This window comes from Trueperella sp. LYQ143, from assembly GCF_046599595.1.
Taxonomy (GTDB): Bacteria; Actinomycetota; Actinomycetes; order Actinomycetales; family Actinomycetaceae; genus Trueperella.
This window is the reverse complement of record NZ_JBKIWR010000008.1, coordinates 22,097-39,321: the sequence shown is the minus strand read 5'-3', so window position 1 is coordinate 39,321 and position 17,225 is coordinate 22,097. Positions and strand designations below refer to the sequence as shown.

Annotated in this window: 17 protein-coding genes and 1 tRNA gene; 7 read left to right on the top strand and 11 right to left on the bottom strand. The window is 55.7% G+C overall.

Annotated elements, in window-relative coordinates; genetic code table 11:
- Positions 1 to 89: 89 nt before the first annotated feature.
- Positions 90 to 515, bottom strand: coding sequence for a pilus assembly protein TadG-related protein (locus ACLHIL_RS03880; RefSeq protein ID WP_411296639.1), 426 nt, complete (start codon positions 513 to 515; stop codon positions 90 to 92).
- On the bottom strand, positions 499 to 885 hold the full coding sequence (locus ACLHIL_RS03875; RefSeq protein ID WP_411296638.1) for a hypothetical protein: 387 nt from the start codon (positions 883 to 885) through the stop codon (positions 499 to 501). The genes ACLHIL_RS03880 and ACLHIL_RS03875 overlap by 17 nt, the downstream gene beginning before the upstream one ends.
- 46 nt (positions 886 to 931) lie before the next feature.
- Between ACLHIL_RS03875 and ACLHIL_RS03870 the strand changes: the two genes are divergently transcribed.
- Positions 932 to 1,072, top strand: coding sequence for a hypothetical protein (locus ACLHIL_RS03870; protein WP_411296637.1), 141 nt, complete (start codon positions 932 to 934; stop codon positions 1,070 to 1,072).
- A gap of 122 nt (positions 1,073 to 1,194) precedes the next feature.
- Here the strand turns inward: ACLHIL_RS03870 and ACLHIL_RS03865 are convergent, their stop codons facing one another.
- From ACLHIL_RS03865 to ACLHIL_RS03845, 5 genes are all read right to left on the bottom strand, one after another.
- A complete protein-coding gene (locus ACLHIL_RS03865) occupies positions 1,195 to 1,380 on the bottom strand; it encodes a DUF4244 domain-containing protein (RefSeq protein WP_411296636.1) in 186 nt (61 codons plus the stop codon).
- 519 nt (positions 1,381 to 1,899) lie between these two features.
- The gene (locus ACLHIL_RS03860; RefSeq protein ID WP_411296635.1) at positions 1,900 to 2,406 is read right to left on the bottom strand and encodes a hypothetical protein; all 507 of its coding nucleotides are present in this window, start codon (positions 2,404 to 2,406) and stop codon (positions 1,900 to 1,902) included.
- Between the two features lie 390 nt (positions 2,407 to 2,796).
- The gene (locus ACLHIL_RS03855; protein ID WP_411296634.1) at positions 2,797 to 3,657 is read right to left on the bottom strand and encodes a type II secretion system F family protein; all 861 of its coding nucleotides are present in this window, start codon (positions 3,655 to 3,657) and stop codon (positions 2,797 to 2,799) included.
- Positions 3,658 to 3,659: 2 nt separating this feature from the next.
- Entirely contained in the window at positions 3,660 to 4,787 is a 1,128-nt protein-coding gene (locus ACLHIL_RS03850) for a TadA family conjugal transfer-associated ATPase (RefSeq protein ID WP_411296633.1), read from the bottom strand.
- An 11-nt stretch (positions 4,788 to 4,798) separates the two neighbouring features.
- Positions 4,799 to 5,842, bottom strand: a complete 1,044-nt coding sequence (locus ACLHIL_RS03845) for a hypothetical protein (protein WP_411296632.1) — start codon at positions 5,840 to 5,842, stop codon at positions 4,799 to 4,801.
- A gap of 150 nt (positions 5,843 to 5,992) precedes the next feature.
- Between ACLHIL_RS03845 and ACLHIL_RS03840 the strand changes: the two genes are divergently transcribed.
- Entirely contained in the window at positions 5,993 to 7,678 is a 1,686-nt protein-coding gene (locus ACLHIL_RS03840) for a hypothetical protein (protein ID WP_411296631.1), read from the top strand.
- 159 nt (positions 7,679 to 7,837) lie between these two features.
- Positions 7,838 to 8,746, top strand: a complete 909-nt coding sequence (locus tag ACLHIL_RS03835) for an alpha/beta fold hydrolase (RefSeq protein WP_411296630.1) — start codon at positions 7,838 to 7,840, stop codon at positions 8,744 to 8,746.
- Positions 8,747 to 9,167: 421 nt separating this feature from the next.
- Here ACLHIL_RS03835 and nth read toward each other — a convergent pair whose 3' ends face one another.
- Positions 9,168 to 9,902: an endonuclease III gene (nth, locus tag ACLHIL_RS03830; RefSeq protein WP_411296629.1), complete on the bottom strand. Its 735-nt coding sequence runs from the start codon at positions 9,900 to 9,902 to the stop codon at positions 9,168 to 9,170.
- 185 nt (positions 9,903 to 10,087) lie between these two features.
- Here nth and ACLHIL_RS03825 point away from each other — a divergent pair, with 185 nt between their 5' ends.
- Positions 10,088 to 10,765, top strand: coding sequence for a Crp/Fnr family transcriptional regulator (locus tag ACLHIL_RS03825; RefSeq protein ID WP_411296628.1), 678 nt, complete (start codon positions 10,088 to 10,090; stop codon positions 10,763 to 10,765).
- Between the two features lie 512 nt (positions 10,766 to 11,277).
- Here ACLHIL_RS03825 and ACLHIL_RS03820 read toward each other — a convergent pair.
- The 3 genes from ACLHIL_RS03820 to ACLHIL_RS03810 all read right to left on the bottom strand — a co-directional run bounded on the left by ACLHIL_RS03820 (position 11,278) and on the right by ACLHIL_RS03810 (position 12,415).
- A complete protein-coding gene (locus ACLHIL_RS03820; RefSeq protein ID WP_411296627.1) occupies positions 11,278 to 11,769 on the bottom strand; it encodes a RidA family protein in 492 nt (163 codons plus the stop codon).
- Positions 11,766 to 11,921: a hypothetical protein gene (locus ACLHIL_RS03815; protein ID WP_411296626.1), complete on the bottom strand. Its 156-nt coding sequence runs from the start codon at positions 11,919 to 11,921 to the stop codon at positions 11,766 to 11,768. Before ACLHIL_RS03815 ends, ACLHIL_RS03820 begins: the two co-directional genes overlap by 4 nt.
- A 155-nt stretch (positions 11,922 to 12,076) precedes the next feature.
- The gene (locus ACLHIL_RS03810; RefSeq protein ID WP_411296625.1) at positions 12,077 to 12,415 is read right to left on the bottom strand and encodes a WhiB family transcriptional regulator; all 339 of its coding nucleotides are present in this window, start codon (positions 12,413 to 12,415) and stop codon (positions 12,077 to 12,079) included.
- A 309-nt stretch (positions 12,416 to 12,724) separates the two neighbouring features.
- On the opposite strand from ACLHIL_RS03810, the gene ACLHIL_RS03805 reads away from it, so the two are divergent.
- The 3 genes from ACLHIL_RS03805 to ACLHIL_RS03795 all read left to right on the top strand — a co-directional run bounded on the left by ACLHIL_RS03805 (position 12,725) and on the right by ACLHIL_RS03795 (position 16,916).
- Complete coding sequence (locus ACLHIL_RS03805) at positions 12,725 to 15,172, top strand: penicillin-binding protein (RefSeq protein WP_411296624.1); 2,448 nt, start codon at positions 12,725 to 12,727, stop codon at positions 15,170 to 15,172.
- Positions 15,173 to 15,551: 379 nt separating this feature from the next.
- On the top strand, positions 15,552 to 16,742 hold the full coding sequence (locus ACLHIL_RS03800) for a metallophosphoesterase (RefSeq protein WP_411296623.1): 1,191 nt from the start codon (positions 15,552 to 15,554) through the stop codon (positions 16,740 to 16,742).
- Between the two features lie 97 nt (positions 16,743 to 16,839).
- Positions 16,840 to 16,916 (top strand) — tRNA-Pro (locus ACLHIL_RS03795).
- The last annotated feature ends 309 nt before the right edge of the window (positions 16,917 to 17,225 follow it).

The window sequence follows — 17,225 nt, the reverse complement described above, 5'->3', positions numbered from 1 at the left end:
CTTTCGGCTTAGCTGTTCGTGGACATTGTAACCATGTGCAGGCACCATCTAGCTATGACAGCGCCCAATCGTCTCAGAAACCACGATATTTACTCGGAGTTCGGCATGAGACGAGCTGGCCCAGCCGTTGCCTGTGCTTGATGTTCGGATCGTAGCCAGGTAAACCGTGCCGCACCTCGAACATCAACAATAGCTATCTCGCCGCGAAATCGACACTTGGCAGTTAACGGATATGCGACCTCATTCGCCTGACGGCAGGCCTGCTGCTCCGAACCTGTATCGCGCAGTACCGTCGCTGCAGAAATCGCCGCCAGATCTGCTGAATTCTGCGCCCGATGGGCTTCCAGTGCGGTATATCCCCCTTGCATAAGGAAAACAGCCAGTATGGCACATAGCATCATGGAAAACGCCCCGAGTACCGTCATAGAACCAGATTCATTGCCGGGCCTCGCAGTTCGACTCTTGCGCAAGCTACCCACGCGCCACCATTTTCGCCTACTACGGATTGCGACCATGACCAGGCTCCATCGCGATATGAGCTTCTTCGCTAACCTCTACTCCCAGCGAATGGAAAAGCCCTCGAACTGGCTCAGTGACTCGCACAGTCAGAGACGATCCCTCCATCGAAACATCCACTCGCCCACCACGAGCCTCTACTTCCGACTGAATTGACGAGGTGCCATTGACAGCCAATTGACGAGCAATATCTCTCGCATCATTAGCTGCATTTAATACGTGAAAAGACTGGACAATACTGCTCACCAGTAGGAAGGTCCCCATCAAGGCGATTGGAGTAACCATCGCAAATTCACTGGTTACCATTCCTGGCTCAGCACGAATAACAGCACCGCCAGCATGTGTACAAAAACTGTTTGAACGTCTCACACCTGCCTCCTTTCTTCGGCATATCCGACATATTTTGAATCAATACGTGACGCGTTTTTCCACTGACGCCCTCAAAGTGGTCTTAAACGGATTGGCTCTTAGCTTTATTGCTCCGCACAACGACGCCTATCACTTGACGCTCCTTGCCAGCATTGCGAGCGCATTACTTCCGATACGCCGAATGTAGATACAGCAACCACTCAGCGTCGGAAACCAATAAGAAACGCGCCATGACTGGGAACCCCAGGGCGAGCCGCGACTATCTCTCGCTCGCCCTGACTGCCCATATCTGACCGATATTATCTGGGATTAGACCCACTTAAAGATCATTTTGAAAATAGAGGAAATGCCCTCTCGGAACCAATCTTGCTTTGCTAGCCAGACGAGAATCCCGGCCAAACCTGTGGAAGCAACCGTACCCACCGCATACTCTGCGGCCACCATGCCGGATTCAACGCGAGGGGTCACCGCTGCAGTCATCATTTTGTGAAACATGTTTTTCTCTTTTCTTTTGTAGGAAATCTGCCCTACGGCCGAGGCTTGACTATCCCAATGGTTCTTTGGGAAACCCAGCATCCATCCCGTAAGGCCTGCCACCGGATGTGACGTTTTGATTGTGCGCGTTGAGCTACCGCGCCCGTCAGCACCGCAATGTTCTGGTGGAAAACACCTACGCAGCTATCTATGTGGAAAACCTTTCTAGGGTACGTGCTACGTGCAACGCCCTCCTCCCCTCCTTGACCCCCGCTTTCCTTAATCCACTCTTTTCCTTTTCCCGACACCATCGGCCTTATTCCCCAGCACTATCCGCCTTGGCCTTCTCCCAATAAGACAGATCTGAGCAGCTTTCACAGCTCGTCTAGAACGCATATCCAGCTATCGCAACGAACCATGCCACCACCCATCCACCTTCGTATTTCCGCCATCCGCCCGTCGTTCTAATAACGCACCGGCATCCCATAATCGACTGACGCCCTAATAACCGACGCGCGCTCCTCGTAAGACGCGCACTCCTCACAAGACGAAACGCGCAGCGCCAGCCACGACCGGAACAATCCCTAAAAAGATAAACGCCGGCAAAAAACACAAACCCAACGGAAGAACAAGCTGCGCACTTAACCGCGCTGCCGCCTCCCGCGCACGACGCTGCCGCGCCAAACGCACCGATTGCGCAGCTCTAACACATAACGGAACCGGCGCAGCCCCATCCGTCCACGCCGCATATAAAGCCTCTCGGATCGGCATATCACAGGCCCGACTATCCGCCCACGCCTCTTCCCATCCGGCACCCATCAGCAAAAGATTCGCCGTCGTCGTCAACTGTGCACCACCCGTAGCTATCCCCAACGCATGAAGAGTTCCCGGAATAGACAACCCCGCGCTGAGCGCTGCCGCCGCTAAATCCAACAACACCGCACTATCCGTGCTACGTAACTCCACACTCCGCGGAACTCGACCCGGACCAGGCACCACCCACACTAGCCCCAACGCCGCCACAGCTAATCCCAAAACAATATGCATCCTGTTTCCATCTCCCCACATCTACCCGCACTGCCCGTTACCACCCAAAACAGCACACCCGTCTTTTCCCTCTCTAAGCTCAAGGGGTAATCATGACGTGAAAGCCCCATACACAATCCCCGCACACAATCCCTATACACATCGTGCGCAATGAAATCCCATGCAAAATATGTAAAATATCTGCGCAAAATAGCGAGAAACCCGCTTCGTTACCCCAGCCGTTGACCGAACGATCCACCTGACTTGCCGTAAGCTAAACCGACCGACGCCCTAAGCTGTAACATCACCAATCCGTTCTCTGCACCGCACACCACAGACCACGCCCGTAAATACTTCCCTGATTCGCACGCTATCCACCGCTGACCCGCTCTTGCCTCTTGTCACCGACGATTACCTATCCGCTTGAGAACGTGCGCGCGCCACCAACCGCGTTGTCCACATAATTCCGGCACTCTCAAAAGCCACCCCTGCCAGCAAAGCAATCCGCCCAATCGCAGTTCCACAGAGAAAACCCACCGGATCAGCCCCTAACAACCACCCCAAGAACAACCCCAAAACTGGAAGAAAAGCCAACATACGTGCCGAGGATCGCGGCCCAGCTAACGCCACCTCCCGAGCCGCCTGGGCCTCCCCTGACTCCGTAATCCCAGCCGCACATGAATCCAATACCTCCGCCATTGGCGCACCCGTGCGCGTACTCATATGGCACACCGCAAATACCGCCGGAAGCGAATGGCGAACCGTCTGAGAAACGCGATGCTTCCACGGCAATCCCCAAGACCGACGCATGAGGTCATACAGCACTAGCGGCACGCCATTTTCATCCAAGATCGACTCTGCACCACCCGCCCCAGCCGTAGCCTGCGGAGCCGCTAACTTCGCTCGATTCTTCACTCCAGAGCGATTCCTCCCATATTCCGACGCATTACTGCTAGCACTATTCCCGCCACGCAGCGCGCGACCTCCTCGTCCTCCTCGTCCGCGCCACCGCTGCACAGGATTAGCCAACCGCTGCCCAGGCATCGGTATCTGCGCACGCAAGCCCGCATGATCTAAAGCTCCAGCCCAGGCCTGTTCAGCACTTGCCCCAGAGCGTAACCGCGTCGCCACCTCCGTAACGATCGCCCCCATATCCAGATCTTGGCGCACCACTGGCTGTCGAACGCGCCGACTGCGCCGCCGATGCCGCACATATCGCCGCGGAACACTGAGATACCCCACAAAAATCACAGCACACACAACTATCCACATGGCTATCTCACCAATCGTTGTTCGAGAACGGCCATATTGCCGTGCATTACCTGCCCGCTATCCGTTATTCGCACTGCCACGTCTGTTACTAGGCGTCCATTTTCCCGACGAAAGGTTGCAATTTCGTGGAGGTATCTGCGCCGCCCCGCCCGCCTGATATGGATAGCGCAATCTAAGCCCGCTACCGCCTGCGCCGCCGTCGTTTCCTCACTCATCCCAGCGAGCGCCCCTAAAGCCACTAATCGAGCAGGGATATCCGCCGTGGAATTGGCATGGAGCGTCGCCCAGCCACCCTCGTGCCCAGTGTTCAATGCGCCTAACACATCGCGCACCTCTGCCCCGCGACATTCCCCTAAAACAATGCGGTCGGGGCGCATGCGCATGGCCGCTCGCACCAGGTCACTCATGGTGATTTCCCCAGCGCCTTGCACATTGGCTTTACGCACCTGTAAATGCAAAACATGCGGGTGTTCGGGGCGTAATTCCGCGGCTTCCTCAATAATGATGATCCGCTGGCGACGATCTATTAACGATAAAACCGAGTTCAAGAAGGTCGTTTTACCTGATCCGGTAGCTCCGGAAATGATGACGTTTGCCCGTTGCACTACTAGCTGGCGCACTAGATCGGCAAGTTCTTCATGTACGGAACCGCTAGCAACTAATTCGTGCAGCCCAATCACCCGAGCCCGATGGGTACGCAGCGAAATGAGCGTTCCCTCCGCAGATAGTGGCGGAATTACAGCGTGAAGCCGCACCCCGGAAGCTAATGTGCCATCCACGATTGGGCTGGCATCATCCAGCCGTTGCCCACATCCAGCCGCTAGCCGCACCGCCAAGGCCCGCACCTCTTCTTCGTCATCAAATTGTGCCTGAGGAATAGCCACCATCCCCTCACCTCGGTCTACCCATACGTGTAGCCCATTGATGACGACATCCGTCACTGCGGGATCTTCCAAAAGTGGGGCTATCACAGGCCCTGCCCCGATCAGTTCGTGGCGAATTTGGGTATCAACTGCCGCCAGATCTGCCGTGAATACAGCACCAGAGAGTTGGGCGACGGCCGCGCGCACTGATTCTCCGGCAGCGATTCGTTGGCGCATAGCCGCCAATTGCTCACCTGCTAGTTTCATGGCGTTACCGCTTAAGCCGAGATTTGATCGCGAATATGCTGGCAAATCTTCCGGATGTCTTTTGCCATTGCGGCCCGACTCCGATCACCTGGGCTAACCCCGTGGTCAATATCTGCGGCCATTCCTCGGATATGCCGGACCGATAGGACCTGTTCTACTCCCACGCTGTGCGCGATATGCGCGCTGTGAAACGAACCAGAAATACCATTGGCAACGACGAGCACCTGTTGGGATATGTGGGTGATCCGGCAGGCGGCGTGAGCCAGGCTAACCGCGTCTGTTTTGGTGAGCAGGACGAGAATATCGCACCATTCCACGAGGCTGTGTTCTGCTGTTCCGGGCACGCCAGCGTAGGTGGGTAGGTCGAGAATCGTCCACGGTTGCACTTGTGATAGTGCCGCAATTACTCGTGCCCCTGCTTCCATATTGGGTACTGCCCCGCGCTCATCAGCAGAAACGACGCGCACTGCGTGCCATATTGGTAAGACGTCGTTGAGCCGACCGGCGAGCACTGCTCCGCTGCCGAGGAGATCTGCCCATCTTTTTCCGGGCGCTGTCTCAATTGCGAGGAGTTGATCTATTCCGACGGAGCTTGGGTTGAGATCAATGAGTCCAGCGGATTCTTCGCGTGCGAATATGCGTGCGAGCCAGGCAGCAATTGTTGATGTTCCCGCGCCACCGTGAGCACCAAGCACGCCAACGACTCGCCCACGTACTGTTGCCCCAACGGCTGCCATGAGTTCGAGAATCTCTGAGGAGTCCTCTCGTGGGTGTAGCCGTACTTTTCCACGGGGAAAGTACGGGGCAAACATTTCATGAAATTGCGCCTCTACCTGCCCTGGGGTCGGCGCGTCATTAAAGTACAGGACGGCCATTGACTGCCGAGAGACGATAGGGGAGGCTGAATCGTCTTCCTGTGCGTGAGAGATTCGGATAGATGTGCGCGGTTCGCAGGTGAAATCCACCCCGACGAGATCTGCCAACCGCTGTAATTCTGCGGCAATTGCTCGGTCTGCTCCAGTGTAGAGCACCGAAAAGATATCCATATCAACCATGCCTTTAGCCTGACTGCTTCCCATAATTTCTGAGCAAGATCGGCAAGATGTGTGGAAAAACTCCTCTTATCCACAAAGGCACGCCGCAATCATTGTCGATTAGCACCCGCATAACAGTTACGCTGAAAACAGCATTTGATAGGAGTAACTGTGTCTATGCCAACTGATCCGTATAACTCGGCGTCCCGTCGTCCATTTGAGGACGAGGAGAACATCCTCGATCCGCTCTCCGACGAAGAAGCACGCGATACCGCGTCCGAAGCGTCCCCTACGGACGCCCCCGCTGAAACAGCCGGCTCATTTGAAGCCAGCCCTGCTGAAGTCGATATTGCGGCAGCCGAACACGCCGCCTGGGATCGCGCGTTTTCCACAGCACCCGAAGATGACGACGATCCTGAAGGATACCGCGTACACAATACGGCGTCTGCCACGCCCAGCGAGCCAGCCTATGATCAGTCCACATACTCTGATCCGGCGTCAGACGCCTCGCACCCTACTCGCGAATTTTCCAACGAGGATCTCGATATTGCAGACGATCCGCAGTTCGGTGAATCATCGGAGTCCTCATACCGGTCCTTCGCATCCACAGAATCTGGTTATGCGGATTCCCCATCGAATGGCAGCTCTTCATACCAGCCCGGCGATTCCACCGACGCAGCTCCATCCCCTGCAGATGGCGAGAGCGCGACGGCATATTCCCACGAATATCCCAGCGATTCAGCCTCATCAGATCATTTCCGCTCGGATACCGACTCAGATTTCCACACGGGCACATCCCGCGTAAGCACGCCTGATAGCGCCCCTTCCGCCGAGCGCGCAGAAGAATCAGCCGGCAGCTCCTCAGATCGCACTGTCGCCACCAATCCCTTTGCGACCAGCGATGACGATTCCAGCTCAGAATCTGCCCGTTCCGCTGAAAGCCCAGCCGCTACCGGCGATAGCAGCGAACGTTCCGCTGCGCCTGAAGCAGCATCTCCGAGCGAATCCGTTGCCGCCGCAGCAACAACAGCCGCAACAACCCGCCCAGGGCTGTCTTCACGCCGCATGGAACGGACCTCAGATAATCCCACGCTAGGCAGCTACGTCAGCCAACGCGAGGAAGAAGCTGAGGAGATTCGCTCCAGCGCTCCTACTCGCACCTCCGTCATGGGCGGATCACTTATTACCCCTGCCACCCCAGCGGGTGATGAGACTCTCACACCTGCAACGACAACCGATACTGCCGTTGCACCCGTCGCCGGAAACAGCGAAGATGAGGCCCGCCGCGAGCGCTGGTCCAAAGATCCTGGTGAGGTATCAACTGATATTCCCGAGGAACCAAAGCCGCGCACGTGGGCGCATATCGGCGGTTTCTTCCTGACGCTCATCCTCATCCCGATTGCTTGGTATTTGATTGCCGACGCGGGGGCGCGCCTTTACACAGTTCCTAACAATGGCTGGGATCAGCAGGTTTTCCAGTTGTGGCCATTTGTTGAGCTTCTCGGAGGCGTCGCTGTTGCTGCAATCTTGTGGCTCACAGCTCGCCGTTCCTCACTGGGCGCACAGTTCTTTGGTCTGATCCTTGCGGTGGCTGGTTCGCTTGCCCTCATCATGCCGAAGTTCGCTCATGAGGTGATCGCTAAGATTGACCACGCCATTGGGTCATATAACGATTTCACTGGCAATGTCGTCTATCATCTGACCAATGATCTTGGTTCAGGTCGTATCGCCGTCTTTGGCTTCCTGTTGCTGTTCACTGGTCTAGTTTCGCATTTGGCGCGCCGACGTGGAGAACGGCGAGCCATCATCGTTACTCGTCGCGATCTGCTTCTCGCCCACGAGACAGACGCAAAGTAGTGGATCGGCCCGACACGGAGTTTTCCGGTCGGGTCTTTCCTTTCTTCCCACAATCCCATCTCTAGCTATTTCGTCAGCCCGTGTGCTGCGCATCGCGCATGACGGCGCACGTTTTCGGTAAAACTCCCTCGTTTTCGTCAGACAGGTAGGTTCTTGCACATGCCCGCCGACACTTCGTGCATTACGCTCTGTGGCCCGTGGACGCACCGCAAAATTCAAGCTAATGGCGCACAATTCCACGCCGCCTACGCCGGTGAACATCGCGATGACCGGCCGTTAGTCTTGCTTGTTCACGGTTTTCCGCAGTATTGGTGGGCGTGGCGTCATCAGATTTCTGCTCTGGCGCAGGCCGGATATGAGGTTGCGGCTATTGACCAACGCGGAATCGGCGGCTCCGATAAAACGCCGAACTCGGAAGATGGTTTGACGCTCACTCAAGATCTCATCGCTATCGTTCAAGCCTTGGGCGCGCGTAAGGCCGTGCTGGTTGGTTTGGGGCGTGGGGGAGCTTTTTCGTGGTCGGCTGTTTCCATGAAACAGGATTTATTTTCCGGGTTAGTCACTGTTTCTTCTCCTCATCCGCGCACGTTACATCGCATTGGCACGCACGTTACGTTCAAAACGTGGCAGCAGGTATTAGGCACGCTTGTTCCGCCGATGGGTCGTAAAAATCTGCGCGATCCGCAGTCCGTCCGTCAGCTATTGACCCGCTGGTCTGCTCCTGGGAACGACGGGGCGGCAAGCCAGTGGGAGATCTACAGTCAGGCTTTGCAGTTGCCAGGGGCGGCGCAAATCGCTGTCGATCAGTTGCGGTGGACGTGGCGGGCACAGCGCAATCCAACTGGCCGACGTTATCTGCGCGAGGCTGCCAATACTGTGTATATTCCTGTGTTGGCAGTTCGCGGGGAACTTGATCCGTTTTTGCCGGATCGTGCGTGGAATAAGGATTGGGAATTCGCTGGCGGGCCGTATCGGAAGGTGCGGGTCAGTGACGCTGGGCATTTCGTTCCTGAGGAGCAACCTGAGGTGTTTAACCGAATCTTGTTGAATTTCCTCGCGGGGTTGTAACCTGCAGTCGCCGCAGTAGGGCGCGCATGGATCATCACGGATTAGGATCATCGGTGCTTGCGCTAGCGGCTGGGCGTATCCTCGTCGGCGGCGTTCAGCGATTGATCTGTATTCCCTGTGGTTTGCCCTGTGAGGGGTGCGCGTGGCGCTCGACGTGGCATTCTCTCTTTTCCCGCTGGTTGTGCTCTGCGGTGGCGTCGTGATTTCGCTATGGGTTTTGATATGTTGAATCCGCAGTCCGCATTGAGATTAGCTGGGGTTTTAGTACGTGACCGCTCCTGGTCGCCCAGGTTAACGGCAACAACCCGGCTGTAATCCATCGTGACGAGCCAGTAATAAGCCGTGGATTATGCGTCGGCGTTTACAATATTGAGCGCGCTCGTCCTTTCGTCTTTTCTTAATCCGCGCTGTCGTGTTTTCGCTATGCTGATTCGAGTTTGGCTGACGGGCACAGCGAGGCAATAGGGCAGATCCCGCATTGCGGTCCTCGCGCATGGCAGATGGCCCGCCCGTGCGCAATAATGCGGTGGCATAAGACCGTCCACTGGTCTTTCGGGAGAATATCCATCAGGTCACGCTCGGCTTTTTCCGCATTGGTTTCTTTCGTCCATCCCCATCTGCGCGAAAGTCGCCCGACGTGGGTATCGACGGTGATTCCAGGGGTATTAAAGGCGTTACCGAGAACGACGTTGGCCGTCTTGCGCCCTACTCCAGCTAAGGTCACCAGCTCTTCCAATGTTTGAGGAACATCGCCGCCAAAATCGTGGACGAGGCTGCGCGAGAGTCGGCTGAGCGAATCAGCTTTTGCTCGGAAGAATCCCAGGGGGCGCAAAATCCGCTGCAAATCCCCAATAGTTGCGCCGGCTAGGGTTTGCGCGTCGGGGTAGCGTTCAAATAGTTCTCCGGTCACAGAATTGACTCGTTCGTCGGTCGTCTGTGCAGATAATACGGTTGCAACGAGTAGTTCGAAAGCGTTGCGATGGGTGAGTGAGCATCGGGCATCCGGATACAGTTTTGCAAGCTGGTCACAGATTGGCTCTACATTGCGAGGCTGACGCTTTTTGCGGCGAGTAGCGGCGGCAGAGCGCCGAGAATTCGCCCGCTGTGGGGTGTTCTTGGCCAATGACGCTGATCTTCGTGAACTCGTATTCGTCATCGGTATCTCTTTCCTTGTCTCAATATTGCCGACTTTGCGCACAACAAACCTATCAATATGTCGTGCATACCAGCCTCCTACATGGCAAGATAGATTCTGTATGACCTCGAACACAAGCCAGAGAGTACTGTATGTCGGTTCTGCTGTGCTGATGGTTCGTGCCCGATCACGAGAAAGGTATTCGGATGGAATCCAACATCCTTGCCAATGTAGAGCTTTTTAAGGAGCTGAACGACGACGAGCGTGATGCTCTGCTCGCCCTTATGACCGAGACAAGCCTCAAGCGTGGTGAATCACTTTTCCACGAGGGTGACGCTGGCGATCGTCTCTACGTCATCACAGAGGGCAAGGTTAAGCTCTCGCACGCTGCCGATGATGGGCGGGAAAACCTCATCGCCATCCTCGGGCCGGGTGAGATTATCGGCGAGTTGTCGCTGTTTGATCTCGGCGCTCGTTCTTCAACGGTGACGGCTATCGCTCCGTCCTCGTTCCTGTACCTATCCCACCAGGAAATGATGGAATACATTGACGCCCATCCACAGATGGCGAAGTCGATGTTGCGCGAGCTGGCTACCCGCTTGCGCAACACCAATGACCAGATGGCGGATTTGGTATTTTCCGACGTTCCTGGTCGAGTGGCTAAGGCGCTGTTGGATTTGGCGGAGCGCTTTGGTGAGCGCACGCCTGAAGGTATCTATGTGGCTCATGATTTGACTCAGGAAGAGCTGGCGCATTTGGTTGGTGCTTCCCGCGAGACGGTGAATAAGTCGCTGGCTGATTTCACTGCTCGTGGCTGGATTCGCCTAGAGGGTCGCGCGGTCCTGCTCATGCAGGTAGGGCGCCTCCAGCGGCGCGCCCACTGAGCACGCACGGCTCGGCTGAGGACGCCACATAGCAGTGACGCGCGAATAGGTGTGCACACATAGCGTAACCGCCGGTTCTTCCTGGCAGTCTAGTTCTCCTGGTAATGCCAAAGCGCCGCGATGGTTGCGCGCCCGCAGCCCCCTAACATCCCACCGGAAAAGCAGGGGGCTTCCTCCCGTGGTGGCGCGCGGGGCGTGCGATAGGTTTGCGGCGCTTTTGCCGTAAATGCCGCAAGAACATAGCAATGGCGGGGTGGGGAGTATGAACTCTCCCCACCCCGCCATCATGATTTACCCTCATTTACGCTAGGGCATTTGCTCCAGTTATATCGCCCTGGAGGCTTATTTCGCCTGATCCAGCAAGGCAAATCCGCATGCGACATTCCGTTGAGTGGCGCTATTGAGAGACAGGCAGAGCGCCACGCCCTACCAGCGCCGCCCTACCGCGGGCCCTTTCCGGCTTTTCTTCAACGTATCGCCAATAACTCGCAGCATTGACCGCGACTCATTGCTCACTGCGCGACCAGAAAGGTCACTTCCACCTCTACTGGAGAATCGAGCGGCAGCACTGCCACACCTACCGCTGATCGCGTATGTGATCCAGCCGCTCCAAAAAGATCTGCCAACAGTTCCGAGGCCCCGTTGATAACCCCTGGCTGACCGGTGAATTCTGGCGCAGAAGCCACGAATCCCGTCACATGGGAAACCCCCACTAGCCGTTCTACGCCTCCGCATACTGCCGCTGCCGCCGCAATAGCATTCAGGGCACACTGAGCAGCTAACTCTTTGGCCTGTTCTGCGTCAACCTCACTGCCCACTTTCCCCGTCATCGGTAATTTTCCGGCAACGAACGGAAGCTGCCCGGAAGTTCGCACCAGATGGCCATCCTGTTTTGCCGGAATATACGCTGCCACAGGCGCAGCAACCTCAGGCAATTCCAATCCGCGCTGGGCTAACCGCTGCGATATGCTCACATTTTCCTCGTTTCCCACTAATCCGCTCACTGCTTTTCTCGTTTCAGGTAAGCAACCGGATTCGTTCCATCCGGCCCAGGGATAACCGTGACGAGTTCCCACCCGTCCTGACCCCACGTATCTAGAATGGCTTTCGTATTGTGAATTAGTAATGGCACTGTGGCGTATTCCCATGTAGTCATAGCTCAAGCCTAGGCAGTGACGCTGCCGCCAGCAAGGTGATCTCCGCGATGGCTACTGCCCGCGCGATCTACTCAGTTACTATCTGTTCGTTCCCTCACGGGCACACTTGCCGAACGCCTGTTTGCCACGCAGCGCGGGCATATACTTCTTACGGTTAGCGCCCGGCAGGCCGACGTGAGAGCCGCGGAATCCGACCTGCCCGCAGTTCCACGGCAACAATATCGTCGGACTCATTGAGGTAAAGCCACCAATCGCGCACTTCAGGGAAACGTCGCACCAATGCTCGGCGTTCGCGTTCCGTCATTCCGCCCCATACTCCAAAGGTCATTCCGGAATCTAATGCGTCAGCAAGGCACTGAATCCGAACCGGGCACGAGAAGCACATCTGGCGGGCATCGACCTGTGCCGAACCGCGGACGAACAGTGCGTCAGGATCAATGTCTGCACACAGCGCCTGGGCCGCCCAAGTTTGATCTTGATAAACCTGTGTCATGTCTCTCTCCTCCGTAGGAAGCGCCCTTGCTTCCAAAGTGGCGTGATGACGGTCACGTGTTTTATGTTACATGCACATGTGCCGAAAGAAAAATTACCTTTATCTCACGCTCACACCTAGTCACCATTTTCTCTGGCATACCGCCATTTACCACCCGCACAATACCCGCACATCTCAGGAAAACAACTACTACCCAGTGCGCATACACCTTCCCTCTCGCCCGCTGCCTCACCCCACCATTCGCGCCGACCATGCCACAGTCTGAAGGAAGGTATGTCAGGTGAAAGCCAAACCGGATAGGCTTACGCTATGCAGAAAACTGGTCGGCGTCTTACTATTCGGCAGCTCATCGTTGCCCTTCTCAGCTTCTCTTTGCTGTGCGGAGTCGGTGGTACTCTCCTTGCCGCCTCAGCTATTCCATTCACAGCAATGTCTGGAACTGCGGCCAATGCCGTCACGCGAATGTTCGATGATTTACCCACCGGAATCGACTTCACTCGCCCGTCCGAGCAATCCGTCATTCTTGCCGCCGACGGCACAAAGATCGCCACGTTCTATGCCGAAAACCGAATCATCGTCAAATCTGACGCCATCTCACCGCTCCTCAAAGACGCCGTCGTCTCCATCGAGGACGAACGCTTCTACCAGCATAACGGCGTAGATGCGCAAGGCATTTTCCGCGCGGCTGTCAACAACTTCACCGGCGGCGCCCTCGCAGGTGGTTCCACTATCACCCAGCAATACGTCAAGAACGCACTCATCGAACAAGGGCGTATCCTGGGCGATGAAAACCTCATCGCAAAAGCCACCGAGGATTCTATCGCTCGAAAGATCAACGAAGCCCGCTACGCAATCGCCGTTGAAAACAAGCTCACTAAAGACGAAATCCTCACCGCATATCTCAACATCGCACAATTTGGTCCATCCCAATGGGGCGTAGAGGCAGCTTCGCGCTATTTCTTCGGAGTCTCCGCAAAAGACGTCTCCCTCGAACAGGCCGCCATGCTTGCTGGTATCACCCAGTCACCCGGCAAATGGAACCCCATTACTGATCCAGTGAATGCTAAGATCCGCCGCGATACCGTCTTAGGGCAGATGTACAAGCTCGATAAGATCACGCGCGAACAATTTGAAGCCGCCTCCGCTGTTCCGATTGAAGCCATGCTGCACGTAACGGAAGTTCCCAATGGCTGTGCGACGGCAGGAATTTCCGCATACTTCTGCGATTACGTCGTCCAAGATGTGCTGAAATCTAAATCCCTGGGAGAGAGCAGCGCTCAGCGCATCCAAAAGCTCTACCGCGGTGGTCTTGTCATCAAAACCACCCTGGATTTACACAAACAGCAAGCCGCTTATGACGCCATCGTTGCCTCCACCCCCGTCAACGATCCCTCTAGTGTCGATATGGCCCTATCGTCCGTTGAACCGAACACTGGGCACATCGTCGCCATGGTCCAAAATTCGACGTATGGCAACCCCACCGAGCAAAGTCCAAACAATACGAAGCTGAATCTCAACGCCGGTCAAGATATGGGCGGCGGTTTCGGCTTCCAATCAGGATCGACGTTCAAGATCTTTACCTTGATGGAATGGCTACATCAAGGGCGTAACGTCAATGAAGTTATCAACACAGATATACGAACCTTCCCAGCTAATACCTGGAAAATTCGGTGCGCTCCTAGTGTTGCCGACGTCTTCAACCCAAGTAACTTGGAAGGCGCTGGCGGCGGGCGAATGACCGTCCTGGAAAGCACTCGAAAATCTGTGAACACTGCCTTCGCGGTAATGGCAAACCAATACGATCTATGTGACATCGTTGATCGCGCCAGCGCGCTCGGGGTGCGCCGCGGAACGCTTGCCCAAGAAGGCAGCTCCCAAACCGCCGAAATTCTCAATGCCGGGCTACACGCCGAATACGGCAAACCCTTGCCGCTATTGCCCAATCCCGGTTCAATCTTAGGTACAAATCCGGTTACGCCACTATCTATGGCAAATGCCATGGCATCCCTGGCAGCAGAAGGAAAGTATTGCGAACCGACATCATTCACCCAGATCACTGACAACAATGGCACTATCCTTGCCGCCGTTGAACCCCAGTGCCGCCAAGCGGTGGATGCCGAGCTAGCTCGGCAGACCACTGCCGTCCTCCAACAGGTTCTCACTCGAGGAGCAACCGGCGAAAACGCGATCCTCGCCGGAGGGCGCCCAGCCGCCGGTAAGACGGGTACTGCCGATCTTGATTATCACGCATGGTTCGTGGGCTACACCCCACAACTGGCCACCGCCGTATGGCAAGGTCACTATGAAGGCTCAATCTCCATGTTTGATAGCGTCATCAACGGGACCTTCCACTCCGAAGTGTACGGCGGTCTGTATCCCGCCCGAAGCTTCAAGCAATACATGGATAATGCTTTAGCAAATACGCCTATCCAACAGTTCAATAAGCCAGCGAAAGATCCATTGCGCGGAGCAAATCGCCCACCAGCAGACGCGAACAAGAATCAAGATCAGGATAAAGATAAAGACAAGAACAAAGACAAGGAAAATAACGACTCGAACGCCAGCGCGCCAAATCTGATTGGCATGAGCCAAGAAGATGCCCAAAACACCGCGCTTGCCGCCGGATTTGGATACACCACCCGCGCGAAAGACTCGAACCAGCCAGCCGGAACCGTGGTAGCCCAATCCCCCGCCGCCGGTGAAAAAGCAGAACCAGGCATACGTATTGACATTTGGGTATCCAACGGCAGAGGCTGACGCGAAACTAAGGCCAACGAGAAGCGAGATGTGAGAAACGCGAGGCTAACCGCATACCAATCGGCACCGAATCATGCCACGTAGCGGGGCTCTGCCAGATAGATTGGAGATCTAGCCGGCAAGCAGAAACTCCAGCAAGTAGTTGGGGGGGAGCAGTTAGCGCAAGGTATTAAGCAGGTATCGGGCGAGGCTAGCCACCTGCTCCAGCCTCTAGATAGCTGACAGCTATTACCTATTGCCCTCACCTGGCATACCAGGTACGTGCGGGATTTCCGGGGATTTGCGTTCATGAGAAACGGAGAAGAAACCGAAAATCCCATATATAGCCAACGCACAGCAATAGTGCAGTACTACATGGGACGGACAGGAGTACAGCTAAATGTCCTTATCGAAAAACTTACGCGGCACACTGGCAGCAACAGCCGCAACCGGAATCGGCGCTGCCATATACGGATTGACCCACGCTCACGCATATACCGTTCGCCACCGCACGCTGTATATGCCCACTGAGCGGGTGTACAACGTAACGCCGACTGCTCTTTGCGTTGCGTCAGACAACACGCAAAAGCGCGAAGCTAATCGCGACTCAAAGGCTTCACAGCTCACCTTGCCACCGCAGAATCAGCACGCACCGAGCGCCCAACTACGGATCCTGCATATCTCCGACGCACACGCTTTAGCTCGCCATCGTAACCGTTTTGAGTTCATCGCTTCTCTGGCTGCCTATGAGCCAGATTTGATCGTCATAACTGGCGATATGTTTGCCCATTCCTCTGCGCTTTCCCCGCTCCGGGCAGCCCTGGCTCCACTGGCAGATATTCCTGGGGTCTTCGTCTGCGGATCGAATGACTACTATGCTCCCAAACTAAAAAATCCGTTCCAGTATCTCCTTGGCCCATCGTCGCGGAAAATGGTACAAAAATCGGAATCTACTCCACCGCCTAAACCAAAAGCCCGCCCCCTGCCTTGGCAGGATCTTGTGCAGATCTACGAAGACTTCGGCTGGGTTAACCTGACGAACACTCGGGCGATGTTGCCAGTAGCCGGATGGGAATGTCATTTTGTTGGCGTTGACGATCCGCATATCCGCCGCGACGTATTTCCAATCCCGCATGGCGATAAACCAGTGCCGGATCTGCATTGCGCCTCGGAAACCTCGGTGCTTTCCCTTCACCCGCAACTGCGTATCGGGCTGACCCACGCCCCCTATCTGCGGATTCTCGATGAAATGGCACGCGATAACTGCGACCTCGTCTTTGCTGGGCATACCCACGGTGGGCAGGTATGCCTGCCCGGCAAACATTTAGTCTCTAACTGCGATATTGACCCGCAACTTGCTGCCGGATTATTCCACTGGCCAGCCACTACCAGCGCAGAATCCCCGCTACGCGACGGGCAATTGCGCCATACCCGTCATGGTCTGACGGAATTGATCGCAAAGGATGGAGCCGCCCAGGCGAACGATGATATGTGGGTTCAGGTTAGCGCCGGAATCGGGACGACGACATACGCGCCAGTACGGACTTTCTGCCCACCTGAAGCCATTATCCTTGATCTCATCGTCCAGTAAATAACCTGCGTAACGCCGTATGTGAGCAAGCAAGCCTTTTTCAATTTTCCAAATGGGCACACAATTGGTTATTATTACTGGGTTGCCGTAGGCATACCGGGGTGTGGCGCAGCTTGGTAGCGCGCTTCGTTCGGGACGAAGAGGCCGTGGGTTCAAATCCCGCCACCCCGACCACTAATCGCCGCTTTCTAGGAAATAAGGAAAGCGGCGATTTACTGTATCTCTATGTGAAAGATTCTCAGTAGGCATGGCGGAGTTTATCCCCGCGTCGTGTACCCTATGTGTACCCCGAGTACGTCAGGGTTGCAGCTTGCCGATCAGTGCGCGATCCATCTCAGCATCTAACCACCATGTATAGGCCTGACGTAGTTAGCATATTGCGCATGCCAGCGCTGTATCTGCCGTTACAACGCCAAGGCTTCGGGTTAAGGCATGCGCGTTCAGCGGTCGATTCTTCCAGGCTCTTCGGATTTTGGTGGAGCT